This window comes from Flavobacterium sp. XN-5 (assembly GCF_008033395.2).
In the GTDB taxonomy this organism is placed as follows: domain Bacteria; phylum Bacteroidota; class Bacteroidia; order Flavobacteriales; family Flavobacteriaceae; genus Flavobacterium; species Flavobacterium hiemivividum.
Map to the genome: position 1 here is coordinate 321,898 of NZ_VOGZ02000001.1, position 16,781 is coordinate 338,678.

The window sequence follows — 16,781 nt, forward strand, 5'->3', positions numbered from 1 at the left end:
TTTCTACTATTTATGAAGTTGTTCTAATATCTCTTTTACTATTTTCATGTCGTCAAAATCATGACGCACTCCGTTGACCTCTTGGTAAGTCTCATGTCCTTTTCCCGCAATCAAAATAATATCATTTGGCTGAGCCAATTGACAAGCTGTTTTTATAGCTTGTTTCCTGTCAGTTATTGAAAGTACTTTTCTATAATTTTCTGCAGAAACTCCAATTTCCATCTCCTTGATGATAGTTTCAGGATCCTCATTTCTTGGATTATCAGAAGTAAGAATCACTTTATCACTCAATTGAGAAGCGATGTTCGCCATAATTGGCCGCTTGGTTTTATCTCTATTACCGCCACAACCCACAACTGTAATTAGTTGTTCGTTTTTTGTTCGAATATCATTAGTTGTTTTTAAAACATTTTCTAATGCATCTGGCGTATGCGCATAATCCACAATGGCCGTAATGTTTGTCTTAGAAACAATAAACTGGAATCTTCCAGAAACACTTTCTAGTTCAGACAGCAAGCGAAGTGTCTCTAAACTGTCAAGCCCTAATTCGACAGCAGTACCATAAATTGCCAAAACATTATAAGCATTAAAAGTCCCGATTAGTTTTACCCAAACTTCATTTCCTTCCACCTTCAACAACAAACCTGATAATTGATTTTCGAGAATTTGCGCTTTATAATCAGCGTATGATTTCAACGCATAAGTATGTTTACTTGCTATAGTATTTTGCAACATTATAGCACCATTTTTATCATCACTATTTACCAGCGCAAAAGCGTTTTTAGGAAGGTTGTCAAAAAATGATTTTTTCACATCTCTGTATTCGGCAAACGTTGGATGATAATCTAAGTGATCATGAGACAAATTAGTAAAAACGCCACCTACAAAATGCAACGCTTCAGTTCTTTTTTGATGAATTCCATGAGAACTCACTTCCATAAAACAATATTCGACACCTTCATTTCTCATTTCAGCCAAGTAATGATTGATGGTAATTGAATCTGGCGTGGTGTGCGTCGCTTTGTATTCGATGTTATCAACTAGAATTTTAACCGTCGAGATTAAGCCTACTTTAAAACCTGCTTTTTTGAATAATTGATATAGTAAAGAAGCGATTGTAGTTTTCCCGTTTGTTCCAGTAATACCTACTAATTTTAATTGATCAGATGGATTTCCAAAATAATTAGCAGCCATGAAGGCTAATGCTGTATTTGTATCTTTTAGTTGTATATAAGTAATTCCTTTTTCGAAAACTTCAGGAAAAGTATCACATACAATGGCGATCGCGCCTAGCTCGATTGCCTTTTGAATATAATCATGTCCGTCAGAAACAGATCCACGAATCGCTACAAAAACGTCGTTTTTTTCAACTTTTCTTGAATCAAATTCGATTTTGTTTATAGCAATTTCCGTCGAACCATGTACCGCTTCGATTGCAACTTTGTATAATATATCTTTTAGTATAATCACAATAATTCTAATGTTATAGTTGTGTTTTTTATTATATCCTGACCCGCTTGAAGCGATTGTGCCTTAACTTTTCCCATTCCAACAGCTTTTACTTTTACACCTAAGTTTTCTAGTAAGGCAATTGCATCCATTCCTGGCATTCCTTTAACATCTGGAATTGAACCCTGCTGTTTTTGTAATTTAGCAAAGTAGTTATCGTAATTCTTTTCCTGTTTAGGAATTTTTCTGTTTATATTTTTTATCTCATTTGTCGAAGGAACATCTGTGAAAATCTTTTGTGCAATTCTTTTAAAAACAGGACCGGCAACACCAGCGCCATAAAAGTCCCCTTTTGCAGTACTTGGTTTATGCACTACTACAATACAAGAATATTTCGGTTTATCAGCAGGAAAATAACCAACAAATGAAGATGCGTAATGCATACGCGTACCATCACGTTTTCCGTAATTTACTTGAGCCGTACCTGTTTTACCAGCCATCGAAAAATCTTTCGAATATAATTTAGAGGCAGTGCCTTTTCTAACTACATTTTTCAAAACTTCTCTTAATTTCAAAAGTGTTTCAGTCGAACATATCATTGGATTTAGCACTTCCTTTTCCATTTTTACAATGGTTTTGTTCCACTCTTTAATTTCTGACACAAATTGTGGTTTTACCATCACACCATTATTAGCAACAGCATTATAAAACGTTAAAGTCTGCATAGGCGTTATCGAAACTCCATACCCAAAAGCCATCCAAGGAAGCGAAATATTAGACCAACTTTTGTCACTTGGTTGCGGAATAAAAGGCCTTCCTTCTCCTTTAAAATCCATGTTCAACTTCTTATTAAAACCATAAGAATTGACATGTTTTACAAATTTGGACGGGTTGTTTTTATAATTTTCATAAACGGCTTGTACCAAAACTGTATTAGAAGACAATTCAAATCCTCTCGCTAATGATATTTTACCATAACCGCCTTTTTTCGAATCCCTAACTGCTTTTCCTGAGTATCTTATCTCTCCTCCATTTGTATCATACACCGTACTTGTATCAGCAACTTTATCTTCAAGAAGTACCATTAAATCAACTAATTTAAAAGTTGACCCCGGTTCGTGTGATTCGGCAACAGCATAATTAGTTGTTTCATAATAAGTTCCATCATTGGCTCTGCCCAAATTAGAAATAGCGCGTACTTTTCCCGTTTCTGTTTCCATGACTACAACACAACCATGATCAGCCTCAAACTCTTGCAATTGCTTTAATAAGGCATGATGCGCAATATCTTGGATATAAACATCAATAGTTGATATTACATCGTAGCCATCTTGAGGATCTACTTCGTTAACATCACGAATAGGTTTCCATTGTCCTTTTGCGATTTTTTGTTTCAGAATTTTACCGTCTTTTCCATTCAAGTATTTTCTGTAGGCCCATTCGATTCCTTTTCCATCATACTCACCAGAAGGTGTTTTTCGTTCATAACCAATAGTACGTTCAGCTATTTTACCTATCGGATGTTCTCTAACCGTTTTTTGTTCGATAATAATACCGCCTTTGTAAGCACCTAATTTAAACAAGGGAAAATCTTTGATTTTTATATAATCTGTATAACTTAAACCCCTGGCGATTAAGTAATATCGATTGTTATTTGCTCTCGCTCTTCTAAGTTCGTTTTGATAAAAGCTACTTGACTTACCCAATACAGTCGCAAGTGAATCCGATAATGACTGAACATTTTTCTCGAATACTTCTTTTTTTGGAGCCAAAGCGTCAAAACGTATTACATAATTAGGAATTGAAGTCGCTAGTAAACTTCCGTCAGAAGAATATATATTCCCTTTATTTGCTGGAATAACAAAATTCTTAACCGTTCTTTCCTTGGCTAATTTCCTGTAATAATCTCCTTCAACCCACTGAATATTAGTTAATTTCACAGCAATAGCAATCGCTACCAAAAGGATAGCAAATGCAACGAGATAGATTCTGTATGATATTTGTTTATCTTCTACTGCCATATTTTTTTAAGAAAAGTTTTCTCTTCTTCTTTTTTTACTTTGATTTTAATTGGTGGAACCGTCGATGGAAATATTTCTTTTTCTACCATCTTTTCAGAAACCGTAGATTCCATTTTCAATTTCATTAACTGGGAACGTCTGTCGACAAATTCTGAACGCAATTCTTTTACCTCAGTTGATAATTTTGCTATTCTAAAAACCTTCTGCTCAAACTGCTGTGTATTAGCAATCATAATTATCGCTAAAAGAATAAGAAAAACGATAAAACGCCAATTTTTCATCGCATCATCGTCGATAAGAAACCTCGCTTTTAATATGTTATAAACACCATTTTTCATTCTAAATTATTTCTTTTCAGCTATTCTTAATTTAGCACTTCGGGCTCTATTATTTAACTTAATTTCTTCTTTGTCAGGAACTATTAGCTTACCAACGGTCTTAAATGGAACCGAGAAATTTCCAAAAAAGTCACGCTCAGGCTCTCCTTCAAACATTCCGTTTTTCATGAATCGCTTTACTAATCTGTCTTCTAGAGAATGATACGAGATCACACTTAATCGCCCTTCTGGCTTTAGTACCTCTAATGATTGTTCTAAAAATTCCTTTAAAACATCCATTTCTTGATTTACTTCAATTCGAATAGCTTGATAGATCTGAGCTAGTATTTTATTCCTTACTCTGTCTGGTAAATATTTTGCCAAAACTTCTTTTAATTCGTCGGTAGTCTTAATAAGCTGTATTTCTCTAGCTTCAACAATCGTTCGCGCTAAAACTGGAGCGTTTTTCAATTCTCCGTATTCTAAAAACACCCGTTTTAAATCAGCCTCATCATACTCATTAACAATCTTGTATGCATTTAAGTCGTTTTTCTGACTCATTCTCATGTCTAATCCAGCATCAAAGCGAGTAGAAAATCCTCTTTCAGCAACATCAAATTGATGCGAAGAAACTCCCAAATCAGCCAAAATACCGTCTACACTTTTCAATCCATAAAAACGTAAGAAGCGCTTGATAAATCTAAAGTTCTCATTGATAAGCGTAAATCGCTCATCTTGCAAGGCGTTTGCCAAAGCATCTTCATCCTGATCGAAAGCAAAAAGTTTTCCTTCAGGTCCCAATCTGCTTAATATCTCTTTTGAATGTCCTCCTCCACCGAAGGTTACATCTACATAAACACCATCAGGCTTAATATTTAAACCATCTACTGATGCATGTAGTAAAACCGGATTATGATATTCCATTGTCGTCGTCATTTAAATTTCCCATTACCTCTTCTGCCAAATCAGCAAAATCTAAGTCTTCACCACTTATCGATTTTTCGTAAAGATCTTTATCCCAAATCTCAACTATATTAACAGCGGAAGAAAAGACTACCTCTTTAGAAATACTTCCAAAAGCCACCAAATCTTTAGGGACTAATAACCTTCCTAAAGAATCTATTTCTACTATTTTTACACCCGCCGTGAATCTTCTAATAAAATCATTATTCTTCTTCACAAATCGGTTTAGCTTATTGATTTTAGCCATCATTAAATCCCATTCTTCCATTGGATACAACTCTAAACAAGGTTGAAAAACAGAACGCTTCAAAACGAATCCGCTTTGAAGAGAAGCAGCCAATTGCTTTTTCAAAGGCGCTGGCAACAGCAGCCTTCCTTTAGCATCGACCTTACATTCATATGTTCCAACAATTGTATTCAAAAGAATAGCTTTAGATGATTATAGAGCAAAAATATGAAAAATAATACCACTATCTACCACTATCTCCCACTTTGTTAATAAGTTTAACCACTAGGAAGCAAAACCCCGTAGTAATGAGACATTCAGACTGTCAAGGTGTTAGCTGCTTTATAAGATACCTATAAGAATTCTCAAACTATAGAAATTCTCACCCAATTATTATTAGGATTTTAACTACTGCGTTAATTTATTATTAACAGAAAACACCTTTAAAATAAAGTGATTTTGCACAAAACACAGCTCGTGATAAATAAATGCAATTAAAATGGCCTAATATGTTTAAAAATCGTTTTCAAAAATTCATTTTTATTTATTAAATCATATATTTGTGAAAATTGGAAATCCGTATTCAACAAAATGGAAAAAAACTATAAAAAAGAAGGTAAATACAGCTATTATGAAGCTGGAGAAGGAACGCCGCTTGTAATCTTACACGGGCTAATGGGAGGATTAAGTAATTTTGATGCTGTAGCCAGACATTTTTCTGAAAAAGGATACAAAATTGTTATTCCAGATTTACCTATTTATACTCAAAATATTTTAAAAACAAACGTAAAAAGCTTTGCTAAATATGTAAAGGATTTTATCACTTTTAAGGGTTTTGATAGAGTAATCTTACTAGGAAATTCACTAGGAGGTCACATCGCTTTATATCATACAAAAATGTATCCTGAAAAAGTGGCAGGACTTGTAATCACAGGAAGTTCAGGATTGTATGAAAGTGCCATGGGTGATAGTTATCCCAAAAGAGGCGATTACGAATATATTAAGAAAAAAGCAGAGGACGTATTCTATGATCCCGCAATTGCTACACCAGAATTGATTGAAGAAGTTTATGCAACCGTTAACGATAGAATAAAACTAATCAAAACATTAACTATTGCTAAAAGTGCAATTCGTCATAATATGGCAAAAGATCTTCCAAAGATGCATGTGAGAACTTGTATTATCTGGGGAAAAAACGACAAAGTTACACCTCCGGATGTAGCTGAAGAATTTAATAAATTATTACCCAACTCCTCTTTATATTGGATTGATAAGTGTGGTCACGCAGCAATGATGGAACAACCAGAAGAGTTCAATCGCGTGCTTGAAGAGTGGCTAACAAAATCCAATCTATAAGCATCTCTAAATAACAAGAGATTTTACACAAAAAAATATGAAAATCAATACCGCCGAATTTGTAATTAGCAACTCCGATGTGAGCAAATGTCCAAAAGACCGTTTGCCAGAATATGCTTTTATAGGCAGGTCTAACGTTGGAAAGTCCTCATTAATCAATATGTTGACCAACCAAAAAAAATTAGCTAAAACATCTGGAAGACCGGGAAAAACCCAGCTAATCAATCATTTCTTAATAAACAATAACTGGTTCTTAGTTGATTTACCAGGATATGGTTATGCTAAAGTATCCAAAAAGACAAAATCAGTTTTTCAGCAGTTTATTACAGACTATTTTGAAACAAGAGAGCAACTAGTTTGTGCTTTTGTCTTAATCGATATTCGTCATGAAGCGCAGACTATAGACATTGAATTTATGTCCTATATGGGCGAAAGCGAAATTCCGTTTTGTATTATTTTTACAAAAGCTGATAAAATAAGCAAAGTAAAAATCGACTCTCATATCGCTGCCTACAAAAAGAATATGTTCGCTAACAACTGGGCCGAAATGCCGCACTATTTTGTTACCTCTGCGACTGAATCTACCGGAAAAGAAGAATTACTAAGCTATATTGATGAAGTAAATCAAGAGGTTTTTAAGAATAATAGTCAGTTTTAGAAGTGTTTTAAATCAAGAGAAAAACAAAATATGCATAAAAAAACCATTTATTTCTTCATTAAAACAGTAATTATTTTAGTAGTTTTTATTTCTTGCAAAAGCAATACGTACATTTTAACCAACAACAATTATAAAACAGGAGTTGACTTTACAAAAGGCAGATGGCTTTTAAACCAATTAGATTGTCCTGGCACTAATATCGAAAAACTCAATGAGGAGGCGATTGTTTTCTTTAAAAAAAATTTAAATGATCGTTATTACTACAGAGAGAATACCAGCGGCTTATTGATTCCCTATCAAATACCATTAAATCCTAGTAAACAAAAACTCAAAGAATTAAAAATAGGAACAGGTTTTGATTTTTTCATCAATATATCTTCTAAAAAAAATAAAGACGAACTTAGCACTTTAGGATTATATGAAGATGAAAATTCAAGAGGTAAAAACCAAAGTGAAGTTAGCTTAGAAATATATAATTTAAATCTTCAAGAAATTATTTATTCACAAAGAGCCATTGGCACTGAATCCGCAACAAAAGAAAAATCAGTTTGGGAAACTAAAAAATCTAATAAATTGATTGATAATATTTCTTTTCACAGAAGCTCGAATAAATTAATGATGGGCTCTTTAAAAAAAATATTAAAAGATTTAGAAAAAAAATCTATTACAAACTAAAAAAAGGAGCTTATTAATTATAGCTCCTTTTTTTAAAAACTACTCTTACTTCTTCAATTCTAGTTTTTCAGCAAAATATTCGCAAAAATCCTTCATGGTATCTGCCATTTTCTCATCACCTGTGGCACGGTGAAAAGTATCTGACATCGCCACTAGGGTTTGATGAAAGAAAATTTTCATTTCGTCAACTGGCATATCTTTGGTCCATAAATCAATTCGCATACTTTCTTTGGCTTTACTATCCCAAATAGACAACATAATTGCCTTTGCCTCCTCAAGTTCTACTCCACCGTCTTGAGCGGACCATAATAATTTTTCTGGAACACGGTTTTCATCTAATTCTACTAGGAATTTTATTTCCGATCTGTTTTTATCTGACATTACTTCTTAGGTTTGTATTTTGATTTTTCGAATATTTCTTTCGCACTTATATCTAATAATTGTTGCAAAGATACTTCATTGTTTTTCATATAAGAGCGAACAATTTGCCATCCCATCCAAGCTCCTACTCGTCCAGGAGATTCATTGTCTATTTCTAAATAAAATTTAGAAAAGGGAGCCGGACTTATAAAGCGTGGAATTAGTTTTTGATCATCACTGTAAAGCATTTCTTTTTCAATAAAATAACGCCAAATATAACTCTCGTTTTCGGCACTCCATCCTAGCTGTTCCTCCGTATACCCCATCTTATCAGCATCACTATAATCGGGCAGTAACACATCTTTAAAGTACAATTCTTTTCCTGCAGCAATCATTTTAGACAAAAAATATTTATCTGTATCTGGCGCCACTTTTCGCTGGTAAAAGCTCGATACAACGTCAGGTATAATTTGGCTTTCTTCAAAATTTTGTTTTATATACTTAGGGAACTGATAAAATCGATGCTCTCTCCCTAAATACATCTCAAGCGAAATAATTACAATACTATCCGCATAAATCGCCTTGTTATTATAATCCATTTCCGAAATTACCGTAATTACTTTGGGAGTCTTCGTCTCTGGAAAATAATACTTCACACGTTTAAAAAGCACTTCAAGATTATTTTTGACTTCATCAAAATTTTCGTATTTCTTTTGTACCTCAGTATATAATTCCCTCCAAAGTGGATCCTGCATTTTATTTAACCAAACCGCATCTTCATTTCCAGGAGGAAAAAAAAATGGAAATTCCTTTTTTATTTTATACAGATCTTTTGGCTCAGTTTCGAAAAAAACTTTATCAAAACGCTCTACCTCTAATTTCATAGGGGTGTCATTTATAGCTGCTTCTGCTTTATCTTTTTTACCACAGGATAAAAAAAAGCAACATAGAAAAATACTATATATAAATATTTTCATTTTTTTTTAATTAGATTTGCATCGGAAAAATCAATCAAATCAAAATTCTTCCGAATTTGATTTTGCAAATATACATTCCTACTGTTGAATACGTAAACTATTATGATTAAAAAAAATACGCTTCAGGTGGAGAAAGTAAACATCCAGATTGTTAATTGGTTAAAAAACTATGCTGAAAATGCAAAAGTAAATGGGTTTGTCGTTGGAATTTCTGGCGGAGTAGATTCGGCAGTAACTTCCACTTTATGCGCACAAACGGGGCTAAAGGTTTTATGTGTAGAAATGCCAATACACCAACACGAAAGCCATGTGAGTCGTGGTCGTGAACATATTAAACAATTGAAAAGCCGATTTCCTAATGTTTCAGAATCCCTTGCGGATCTAACATCCGTTTTCGAAACATTAAAAAAAGAAGTTCCGACTGATTTTGAACAAAACAAGCTCAATCTTACTCTTGCAAACACGCGAGCACGCTTACGAATGACAACTTTGTATTATTTTGCTGGTGTTCACGGACTCTTAGTGGCTGGAACAGGAAATAAAGTAGAAGACTTTGGCGTTGGTTTTTTTACAAAATATGGAGATGGCGGTGTCGACCTTAGTCCCATTGCCGATTTAATGAAATCAGAAGTATTTTTATTAGCGGCGTATCTAGAAGTTCCAGATTCCATTTTAAACGCAGCTCCATCTGATGGATTGTTTGGTGATGACAAAACAGATGAAGCACAATTAGGTGCCAGTTACGATGAATTAGAGTGGGCAATGCTTCATGATCAATCAGGAAAATCAATTGAAGAATTCTCTGAAAGAGAAAAAAAGGTGTTTGAAATATACAAACGCCTAAACAAAATTAATCAACACAAAATGAAAGAAATACCTGTTTGTTTAGTTAATCGGGATTAATTACCTTTTATCCGAAAAATTAGAATTAATAGTTAATTTCCTTTATATTTAACAATGAATTGTGACAAAAAACTCTAAAAACTAAAAATCATGATTAAAGTTTGTCTAGCAGATAACTACCCGGTAGTACATTTTGGAGTGAAATCTTATTTTAAAGATCATGCTGAAATATCATTAGTTGCCAATGTTGGTAATTTTTTAATGATTCGCGATATACTCCAAACTAAAGATATTGATGTTTTAATATTGGACTTAGAATTAGAAGGTCTTGCCAGTATTTTTGAAGTCAAATCAATTTTGAAAAATTTCCCAAAAACAAAGATCATCATATTCAGTGGTCTTTCTGAACAGATTTATGCGCCAAACGCTATTAAAGCAGGAGTCTCAGGATTTGTTCATAAAAAAGAAAAACTGGAAACTTTGGGCCAGTCAATAATAAAAGTGAACCAAGGAAAGATAATCATGAATGAAACCGTGAAGAAAAATCTTGCCTTAATCGCAAAACAAAGCAAAAGTGAACGTTTGTATCGCAAACTTTCCAATCGCGAGGTGGAAGTATTGCGTTATTTAAGCGGTGGTAAAAAAAATCACGAAATTGCTGAAATACTAGGTCTTAACGAGAAAACGATAAGTACTTACAAATTGCGTTTATTAACTAAATTGAATGTTACTAATTTAGTAGATTTAGTAAACAAAGCAAAAAAACTAGAAATAGTATAATTAAAAACGAGACATAACTCTTCCTAATTTTTTCGAAAAGGCAGCGGTTAAACCAAGATAGTCTCTAATCATAGTCATTGGCTCCGTATTATCTGATTCAGATGTTATGGAGCTTTTTATTTCTTCAATAATTTTACCTACTAAATACCAGCGTAGGGTTAAAATCGTCTCTGAAACGTTTTGGCTTATTGTATCCTTTTTATATTTAGGAAAAATATTCTGTCCTTCCCAGTTGTGCATCACCAGCCTTTCATCTTCCATTAAAATATCAGTAACCTCTTGAGCAAACTCAGGCTGCAAACGCATCAAGTATTGCTCTAGACTGAAGCCATCATGTTGAAGATAATAATTGATCAAATCATTAAAAATATCACGAAATAAAGGATTTGCGAGTTCTACCTCATCTTCCTGCAAACTCAGATAGATCCTGTGAAATACTTTGTATTCCTTTTTTTCAATCACATGCTCAATTTCGCCTTCACCATTCGATCTTAAAAGTACATCTTCAAATTCTTCTGTTTTATCGCCATATAAAAGTAATATCTCTATTATTTTTCGTTCTAAGCGGTAAAGAATATCCACTTTCTCCGCATCGGCAGGGATTTCATTTTTTATAACTTCTAATGCTTTGTATTCTTGCTTTTGCTTTTTACCTACCTCAGCAGTGTCTTTCTGAACTAACTGTGCCAAAGTACTCACCAAAACCTGCTCTGAAATATCCATAATTCGAGAACATTCCTGTATGTATATTTCGCGTTGAATTCTATCCGGAATCTTAGAAATACTAACAACCATATCCCGAATCAAATCGGCTTTTTTTATGGGATCATTCTTTGCTTCGTTCATTAAAAGCGAAGCTTTAAACTGAATAAAGTCTTTTGCATTGTCTTCGAGATAAGTTACCAAATCATCGTGGGACGTTTTCTTAGCAAAGCTGTCCGGGTCTTCTCCATCAGGAAAAGTACAGATCTTCACATTCATTCCTTCTTCCAAAATTAAATCAATTCCTCGAATCGAAGCTCGCAATCCCGCGGCATCACCGTCAAAAAGTACAGTTATGTTTTTTGTAAGTCGATTTACTAATCGTATTTGGTCTGGCGTTAATGCTGTCCCAGAAGACGAAACTACATTCTCAATTCCGGCTTGATTAAATTGGATAACATCAGTATAACCTTCTACTAAAAAGCAATTGTCGAGCTTGGCGATAGATTGTTTTGCTTGATAAATCCCATACAACACCTTGCTCTTATGGTAAATTTCGCTCTCTGGTGAGTTTAAATATTTAGCCGCTTTTTTATCATTAGTGAGTATTCTCCCTCCAAAACCAAGTACTCTCCCTGACATACTTTGTATTGGAAACATCACGCGACTTTTGAAACGGTCAAAAGGCCTGTCTTCTCTTGGAATTGTTAATCCTGTACTTTCCAGGAATTCTAATTTATAGCCTTTTCCAAGTGCTTCTTTTGTAAAAGCATCCCAAGTATCTGGAGAATAACCAAGGCTAAATTTTTCGATGGTATCATTAGTAAAACCTCGCTCTTTAAAATAAGAAAGACCAATTGCTTTTCCTTCTTCGGAATTTAGCAGAGTTTTGTGAAAATAGGTTTTCGCAAATTCAGAAACCAAATACATGCTTTCGCGAACATCGGCATGGGCTTTTTCTTCATTTGACTGTTCCGTTTCCTCTATTTCTATATTGTATTTCTTTGCTAAGTACCGAATGGCCTCAGGATAAGTAAAATGTTCGTGTTCCATTATGAAAGCAACCGAATTTCCGCCTTTTCCAGAACTAAAATCTTTCCAAATCCCTTTCGCTGGCGACACCATAAAAGAGGGGGAACGCTCATCAGAGAATGGACTCAGTCCTTTAAAATTACTTCCAGCTCTCTTTAATTGGACAAAATCACCAATAACCTCCTCAACACGAGCAGTTTCGAAAACAGTATCTATAGTCGCTTTTGTAATCATTTTTTTAATGGGAAAGCCACAAAGATACAAAGTTGCAAAGTTTATACATCACGCTTTTCATCATTTATCCCGAATTATCACAAGAAAAAAAACGCCTATTTCAAAGCGCTTTTACCGTATAAACTAATTCAAAAGAAACTATTAATTAAAATCGAAACGCAATCCTAAAGAAACGTTGTTTTGCTTTACTGCATTGTCTTTAAATAAAGGATTTAAATCATATTTCAAGTACAAACTGGTAGCTTTATATCCTACGTAAGTACTTAAGCCATATATAAAATTATCAACATTAAAATCCCCTTTAGTAATCTGTCTGGACTTATAACCATCAACATCATAATTGATATATTGCTTCGATTTTAGATTTGTACCAACGTATCCTCCTAAACCAACACGGAAACTATCGTGTGTTTTAAAATAGGTCTTCCCATCTCTTTCTTTGGATTTTGTGAAGTCAAATTCTAAGTGCACTGGAAATACTAAATTTACATTCTTGAAACGAGAATCATCTTGCTGCAATGCATTCACTTCTAGATTTGTTTGATTTCCTTTTACTGCAAAAAACCTATTATCTGTCGCACGCAAATTATTATAGGTTACCGAAAGCCCATATTTTGCATGCAATAAATTATCATTTTTGAAAATTCGGCTGTTATAAGTTACTCCCCATTCATAAAAATGAGAGCCTAAATACCTAAAATCTGATTTTTGAACAGAGCCATCAGTCAATACATTGTTCAATCCAGTAGCTAATACCAATTGTGAAGTGGTTCTTTTGGATTGGCGCTCTTCCTTATCTTCTTGGCCATTATACACCTTCATGGAGGTGATATTAATTTCAGTTTGAGAACCAATTGAATTTGGATTGTTACCTAGAATAATTGTTCGACCTCCGCTTCTATGATCCTTTTCATCTGCTACTTTTCCATCAACTTTATCTTGCACCAATTGATTTAACTTTGCTTGCTCAACACTCACTTTTGTCTCGATAGCTGCAGCATGAATTTTTGCTTTTTGCATTTTAAGGTCACTTGCTTGCTCCTTAGTGACAACCCCTTTTTCTAAGTCATTGTCTATTAATTCCACAGCCGCTTTTAGGGCATTTTTTTCATTATCTGTAATGGCTTTAATTTCGTTGCTAATAGCTTTGGCTTTGGTTTCAAAGGAAATTGCTTTATGGTCTCTTCCTTTATTTTGTCCAGTTTCTTCAAGGGAGTCATCAACTATTTCTATTACTACATCCTTAAACAAAATTTGCCCAGTTTCATTTAATAAAACACCATACGAAATAGCTGTTGCCTCAGTTGAAACATATAAAACCACCTCATATTTAGTCCAATCCTTAGTTCCTTTGATGGGTCTTCTTTGCATATTATCAAAAGCTAACACTGCTGCAGTATAATAATCTACTCGCATCCATAACCCTGCCCATGACTTTACATTTTCATTTTTTACATACGCAGTCATTTTGACTGTTTTTCCTAAAAATGCATCCGGTTGTATGGTTTTCATTATAGTACCAAAACCATTCGTTTTACTTTGAATCGAATTAATTTTGTAAACCGTCTGGTTGTTTTTTTCAGCCCCTGCATCTAATCCCATTTCATAATTTTCTGCTTTTGAACCCCTATAATGCCAGTCTGAACTGTTTTTTATAGCGTCTACTCCTTGAGCGTTTACCTTACTTAGTAAGGAAAGCAACACAATTGTTGTGATTAAAATAATTTTTTGCATGATTTTCGTTTTTTGATTGATGATTTATTCTTCGTAATTTCTATTAACTAAAACTGTTTTTATAGCATTAAAATTCTTGTTGAATTTATTCAATGCAGATTCTCTAAATGATTGATTTAATTCTGTTTCAGCATTTGCCAATAAACTGTTTGGATTTACTGAAATAGCTGTTCTAGTTTTTTCAATTGCTTTATCAGTAGCTTTTGATTCAAATTTAGTATTCGTAACTTCTGCTAATAATTTTTCTGCTGAAATATATTTATTTACACTTATTGATTGGTAATTCTTGTTTTCAGAAGAATTAACTACAGCCTCATTCTCTTTTGACAGATTGACGATTAAAGCCTCATCCTCTTTGTTATTAAGTTGCTTTGGCTGCTTTTTTGGATTATTATTATCAGCGACAACTTTATGCGTCTCTACTGTTGTTTTTTTTACTTGGCTAGGCAAAATACCTTCATTGATTATTTCTGGCTCTTCTAAATTATTTCTATCTGTTTTTTCTTCTAGAACTATGGGAGTAGTTGGATCTATTTTTACAGTGCCAAATCCATTAAAAAAAACGGTCCCTAACAATAAAAACCCAACAAAACTTGCCGCTATAAACATCCAAGGGAATTTAGCTTTTGGTTGTTGCTTCGCCTGTTCGCTATTGCCCGCGTCAGCAGCCGTAAGCATTGCATCCAATTTGCTCCAAGCCATTTCTGACGGTTTGATTTCCCTAGAATTTAATAGCTCTTTGAACTGTGTTTCTAATTTACTCGGTTCCATAACTGTAATTTTTTAACGTATTAATCTGTGCTTGCAGCATTTTCCTGGCATGTGATAATTGCGATTTTGATGTTCCTTCATTAATCCCTAACATACTGGCAATTTCATGATGTTTAAATCCTTCGATAGCATATAAATTGAAAACCATTTTATACCCATCCGGTAAACTATCAATCAAAAATTGGATATCGTCTATTGAAAATTGGCTTTCGATATTATTGAAACTTTCTTCAAAATAGGTTTCATCTTCACTATACTTTAGCTTTTTTTCAACTCGGATAAAAGAAATACATTCATTGACCATAATTCTTCTAATCCAACCTTCGAAACTTCCTTTGTGCTGAAAATTCTTCAGATTCGTAAACACTTTCATAAAAGCAGTAATCATGATATCTTCGGCCTGATGAATGTCTTTTATGTATTGGCGGCAAACGCTTAACATTTTTGGAGAAAACTGAGTATAAATCTGCTGTTGTGCCTGCCGATTGTTTTCGACAGCCAACTGAATTAATTCATTTTCCTCCTGATGTAAGTTGATTACTTTCAAAATTTTTATAAAGTGTTTCTATAAGTATAGACGATTGACGATGCAAAAAGGTTGCATCTTAAATAGAAAAAATTTTGATTTTAAAATTAAAAAAACAAAAAAGTCAATAAGACTGGTAGTTAACGAGAAAAAAATATTTTAAAAAAAATTATTTTTTTCTTTCAATTACATAATTCACCATCAAAATCAGCGCATCTTTAAACTCTGAATCAGGGTAATTATCCAAAAGCAAAAGCGCTTCTTGCTGAAATTCAACCATTTTATTTTCGGCATAAATTAAGCCGTTGTTGTTTTTCACAAAGGCAATCACTTCTTTAACGCGCTTTTTGTCCTTATTATGGTTTTTTATCGAATTGATAACCCAAGATTTCTCTTTAGAAGTACAAGTATTTAAAACATGGATTAGCGGTAAAGTCATTTTTTGTTCTTTGATATCGATACCTGTTGGTTTCCCAATAGCATCCTCGGTGTAATCAAACAAATCATCTTTAATTTGGAATGCCATACCGATTAGTTCACCAAACTTCCTCATGTTTTCTACCTGAACTTCGTCCTCAATCACTGATTTTGCACCGAGAGCGCAACAGGCAGCGATAAGTGTTGCTGTCTTTTTTCGAATGATTTCGTAATAAACATCTTCAGTGATATCGAGTCTTCTGGCTTTTTCGATTTGGAGTAATTCCCCTTCACTCATTTCCCGAACAGCAATCGAAATTATTTTCAATAAATCAAAATCATCGTTATCGATGGAAAGCAACAAGCCTTTGGAGAGCAAATAATCCCCAACAAGAACTGCAATTTTATTCTTCCAAAGGGCATTGATGGAGAAAAAACCTCTTCGGCGATTACTGTCGTCTACTACATCATCATGAACCAAAGTTGCCGTATGAATTAGTTCGATAACACAAGCACCGCGATACGTTCGCTCGTTCACCGTTCCTGCTGAAACCATTTTAGCAGTCAGGAAAACGAACATGGGACGCATTTGCTTCCCTTTTCGATTCACTATATAATAAGTGATTCTGTTCAACAAAGCCACTTGCGAAGTCATCGATTCGTAGAACTTTTTTTCGAAAAGTTCCATTTCTTTAAGTATCGGCTGTTTTATTTGTGAGGTAACATTCATTTAGGATTCA

General features: G+C 33.8%; 17 protein-coding genes. 5 read left to right on the forward strand and 12 right to left on the reverse strand.

Annotated elements, in window-relative coordinates; genetic code table 11:
- Nucleotides 1-6: 6 nt before the first annotated feature.
- Genes FQU23_RS01405 through FQU23_RS01425 form a run of 5 tightly spaced genes read right to left on the reverse strand, consistent with a single transcriptional unit; the run spans nucleotide 7 to nucleotide 5,171 of the window.
- Nucleotides 7-1,470 (reverse strand): UDP-N-acetylmuramoyl-L-alanyl-D-glutamate--2,6-diaminopimelate ligase, encoded by a 1,464-nt coding sequence (locus tag FQU23_RS01405; RefSeq protein WP_165425711.1) that lies wholly within the window; start codon nucleotides 1,468-1,470, stop codon nucleotides 7-9.
- Nucleotides 1,467-3,470, reverse strand: coding sequence for a penicillin-binding protein (locus tag FQU23_RS01410; RefSeq protein WP_147672273.1), 2,004 nt, complete (start codon nucleotides 3,468-3,470; stop codon nucleotides 1,467-1,469). Before FQU23_RS01410 ends, FQU23_RS01405 begins: the two co-directional genes overlap by 4 nt.
- Nucleotides 3,461-3,808 (reverse strand): FtsL-like putative cell division protein, encoded by a 348-nt coding sequence (locus FQU23_RS01415; RefSeq protein ID WP_132108447.1) that lies wholly within the window; start codon nucleotides 3,806-3,808, stop codon nucleotides 3,461-3,463. Before FQU23_RS01415 ends, FQU23_RS01410 begins: the two co-directional genes overlap by 10 nt.
- Before the next feature lie 6 nt (nucleotides 3,809-3,814).
- The gene (gene rsmH, locus FQU23_RS01420) at nucleotides 3,815-4,723 is read right to left on the reverse strand and encodes a 16S rRNA (cytosine(1402)-N(4))-methyltransferase RsmH (RefSeq protein WP_209282304.1); all 909 of its coding nucleotides are present in this window, start codon (nucleotides 4,721-4,723) and stop codon (nucleotides 3,815-3,817) included.
- Nucleotides 4,698-5,171 carry a division/cell wall cluster transcriptional repressor MraZ gene (locus tag FQU23_RS01425; RefSeq protein WP_147672275.1) on the reverse strand — a complete coding sequence of 158 codons (474 nt, stop codon included), beginning with the start codon at nucleotides 5,169-5,171 and terminating at the stop codon, nucleotides 4,698-4,700. Before FQU23_RS01425 ends, rsmH begins: the two co-directional genes overlap by 26 nt.
- A gap of 396 nt (nucleotides 5,172-5,567) precedes the next feature.
- Here FQU23_RS01425 and FQU23_RS01430 point away from each other — a divergent pair, with 396 nt between their 5' ends.
- Genes FQU23_RS01430 through FQU23_RS01440 form a run of 3 tightly spaced genes read left to right on the forward strand, consistent with a single transcriptional unit; the run spans nucleotide 5,568 to nucleotide 7,665 of the window.
- Nucleotides 5,568-6,332 carry an alpha/beta fold hydrolase gene (locus FQU23_RS01430; protein ID WP_132108453.1) on the forward strand — a complete coding sequence of 255 codons (765 nt, stop codon included), beginning with the start codon at nucleotides 5,568-5,570 and terminating at the stop codon, nucleotides 6,330-6,332.
- Nucleotides 6,333-6,369: 37 nt separating this feature from the next.
- Entirely contained in the window at nucleotides 6,370-6,990 is a 621-nt protein-coding gene (yihA, locus tag FQU23_RS01435) for a ribosome biogenesis GTP-binding protein YihA/YsxC (protein WP_147672276.1), read from the forward strand.
- Nucleotides 6,991-7,020: 30 nt separating this feature from the next.
- Nucleotides 7,021-7,665, forward strand: a complete 645-nt coding sequence (locus FQU23_RS01440) for a hypothetical protein (protein ID WP_147672277.1) — start codon at nucleotides 7,021-7,023, stop codon at nucleotides 7,663-7,665.
- A gap of 45 nt (nucleotides 7,666-7,710) precedes the next feature.
- On the opposite strand, the gene gldC is transcribed toward FQU23_RS01440, so the two are convergent.
- A complete protein-coding gene (gldC, locus tag FQU23_RS01445) occupies nucleotides 7,711-8,046 on the reverse strand; it encodes a gliding motility protein GldC (RefSeq protein ID WP_147672278.1) in 336 nt (111 codons plus the stop codon).
- Complete coding sequence (gene gldB / locus FQU23_RS01450) at nucleotides 8,046-9,002, reverse strand: gliding motility lipoprotein GldB (protein ID WP_147672279.1); 957 nt, start codon at nucleotides 9,000-9,002, stop codon at nucleotides 8,046-8,048. The genes gldC and gldB overlap by 1 nt, the downstream gene beginning before the upstream one ends.
- A gap of 102 nt (nucleotides 9,003-9,104) precedes the next feature.
- Here gldB and nadE point away from each other — a divergent pair, with 102 nt between their 5' ends.
- Complete coding sequence (gene nadE, locus FQU23_RS01455) at nucleotides 9,105-9,905, forward strand: NAD(+) synthase (RefSeq protein WP_147672280.1); 801 nt, start codon at nucleotides 9,105-9,107, stop codon at nucleotides 9,903-9,905.
- A 90-nt stretch (nucleotides 9,906-9,995) separates the two neighbouring features.
- On the forward strand, nucleotides 9,996-10,625 hold the full coding sequence (locus FQU23_RS01460; protein ID WP_132108463.1) for a response regulator transcription factor: 630 nt from the start codon (nucleotides 9,996-9,998) through the stop codon (nucleotides 10,623-10,625).
- Here the strand turns inward: FQU23_RS01460 and dnaG are convergent, their stop codons facing one another.
- The 5 genes from dnaG to FQU23_RS01485 form a co-directional block, all read right to left on the reverse strand.
- A complete protein-coding gene (dnaG, locus tag FQU23_RS01465) occupies nucleotides 10,626-12,593 on the reverse strand; it encodes a DNA primase (RefSeq protein ID WP_147672281.1) in 1,968 nt (655 codons plus the stop codon). It lies immediately after the preceding gene.
- A 141-nt stretch (nucleotides 12,594-12,734) separates the two neighbouring features.
- Nucleotides 12,735-14,327, reverse strand: a complete 1,593-nt coding sequence (locus tag FQU23_RS01470; protein ID WP_147672282.1) for a hypothetical protein — start codon at nucleotides 14,325-14,327, stop codon at nucleotides 12,735-12,737.
- Nucleotides 14,328-14,351: 24 nt separating this feature from the next.
- Entirely contained in the window at nucleotides 14,352-15,098 is a 747-nt protein-coding gene (locus FQU23_RS01475; protein ID WP_147672283.1) for a hypothetical protein, read from the reverse strand.
- The gene (locus tag FQU23_RS01480; RefSeq protein ID WP_147672284.1) at nucleotides 15,085-15,645 is read right to left on the reverse strand and encodes an RNA polymerase sigma factor; all 561 of its coding nucleotides are present in this window, start codon (nucleotides 15,643-15,645) and stop codon (nucleotides 15,085-15,087) included. The genes FQU23_RS01475 and FQU23_RS01480 overlap by 14 nt, the downstream gene beginning before the upstream one ends.
- Before the next feature lie 148 nt (nucleotides 15,646-15,793).
- Nucleotides 15,794-16,771 carry a polyprenyl synthetase family protein gene (locus tag FQU23_RS01485; protein ID WP_147672285.1) on the reverse strand — a complete coding sequence of 326 codons (978 nt, stop codon included), beginning with the start codon at nucleotides 16,769-16,771 and terminating at the stop codon, nucleotides 15,794-15,796.
- Nucleotides 16,772-16,781: the final 10 nt, after the last annotated feature.

Excerpts from the sequence above, each read along its gene's own strand:
- FQU23_RS01410 (WP_147672273.1), bottom strand. The coding sequence starts at position 3,470 with ATGGCAGTAGAAGATAAACAAATATCATACAGAATCTATCTCGTTGCA.
- FQU23_RS01415 (WP_132108447.1), bottom strand. The coding sequence starts at position 3,808 with ATGAAAAATGGTGTTTATAACATATTAAAAGCGAGGTTTCTTATCGAC.
- rsmH (WP_209282304.1), bottom strand. The coding sequence starts at position 4,723 with ATGACGACGACAATGGAATATCATAATCCGGTTTTACTACATGCATCA.
- FQU23_RS01430 (WP_132108453.1), top strand. The coding sequence starts at position 5,568 with ATGGAAAAAAACTATAAAAAAGAAGGTAAATACAGCTATTATGAAGCT.
- yihA (WP_147672276.1), top strand. The coding sequence starts at position 6,370 with ATGAAAATCAATACCGCCGAATTTGTAATTAGCAACTCCGATGTGAGC.
- FQU23_RS01440 (WP_147672277.1), top strand. The coding sequence starts at position 7,021 with ATGCATAAAAAAACCATTTATTTCTTCATTAAAACAGTAATTATTTTA.
- gldC (WP_147672278.1), bottom strand. The coding sequence starts at position 8,046 with ATGTCAGATAAAAACAGATCGGAAATAAAATTCCTAGTAGAATTAGAT.
- gldB (WP_147672279.1), bottom strand. The coding sequence starts at position 9,002 with ATGAAAATATTTATATATAGTATTTTTCTATGTTGCTTTTTTTTATCC.
- nadE (WP_147672280.1), top strand. The coding sequence starts at position 9,105 with ATGATTAAAAAAAATACGCTTCAGGTGGAGAAAGTAAACATCCAGATT.
- FQU23_RS01460 (WP_132108463.1), top strand. The coding sequence starts at position 9,996 with ATGATTAAAGTTTGTCTAGCAGATAACTACCCGGTAGTACATTTTGGA.
- dnaG (WP_147672281.1), bottom strand. The coding sequence starts at position 12,593 with ATGATTACAAAAGCGACTATAGATACTGTTTTCGAAACTGCTCGTGTT.
- FQU23_RS01470 (WP_147672282.1), bottom strand. The coding sequence starts at position 14,327 with ATGCAAAAAATTATTTTAATCACAACAATTGTGTTGCTTTCCTTACTA.
- FQU23_RS01475 (WP_147672283.1), bottom strand. The coding sequence starts at position 15,098 with ATGGAACCGAGTAAATTAGAAACACAGTTCAAAGAGCTATTAAATTCT.
- FQU23_RS01485 (WP_147672285.1), bottom strand. The coding sequence starts at position 16,771 with ATGAATGTTACCTCACAAATAAAACAGCCGATACTTAAAGAAATGGAA.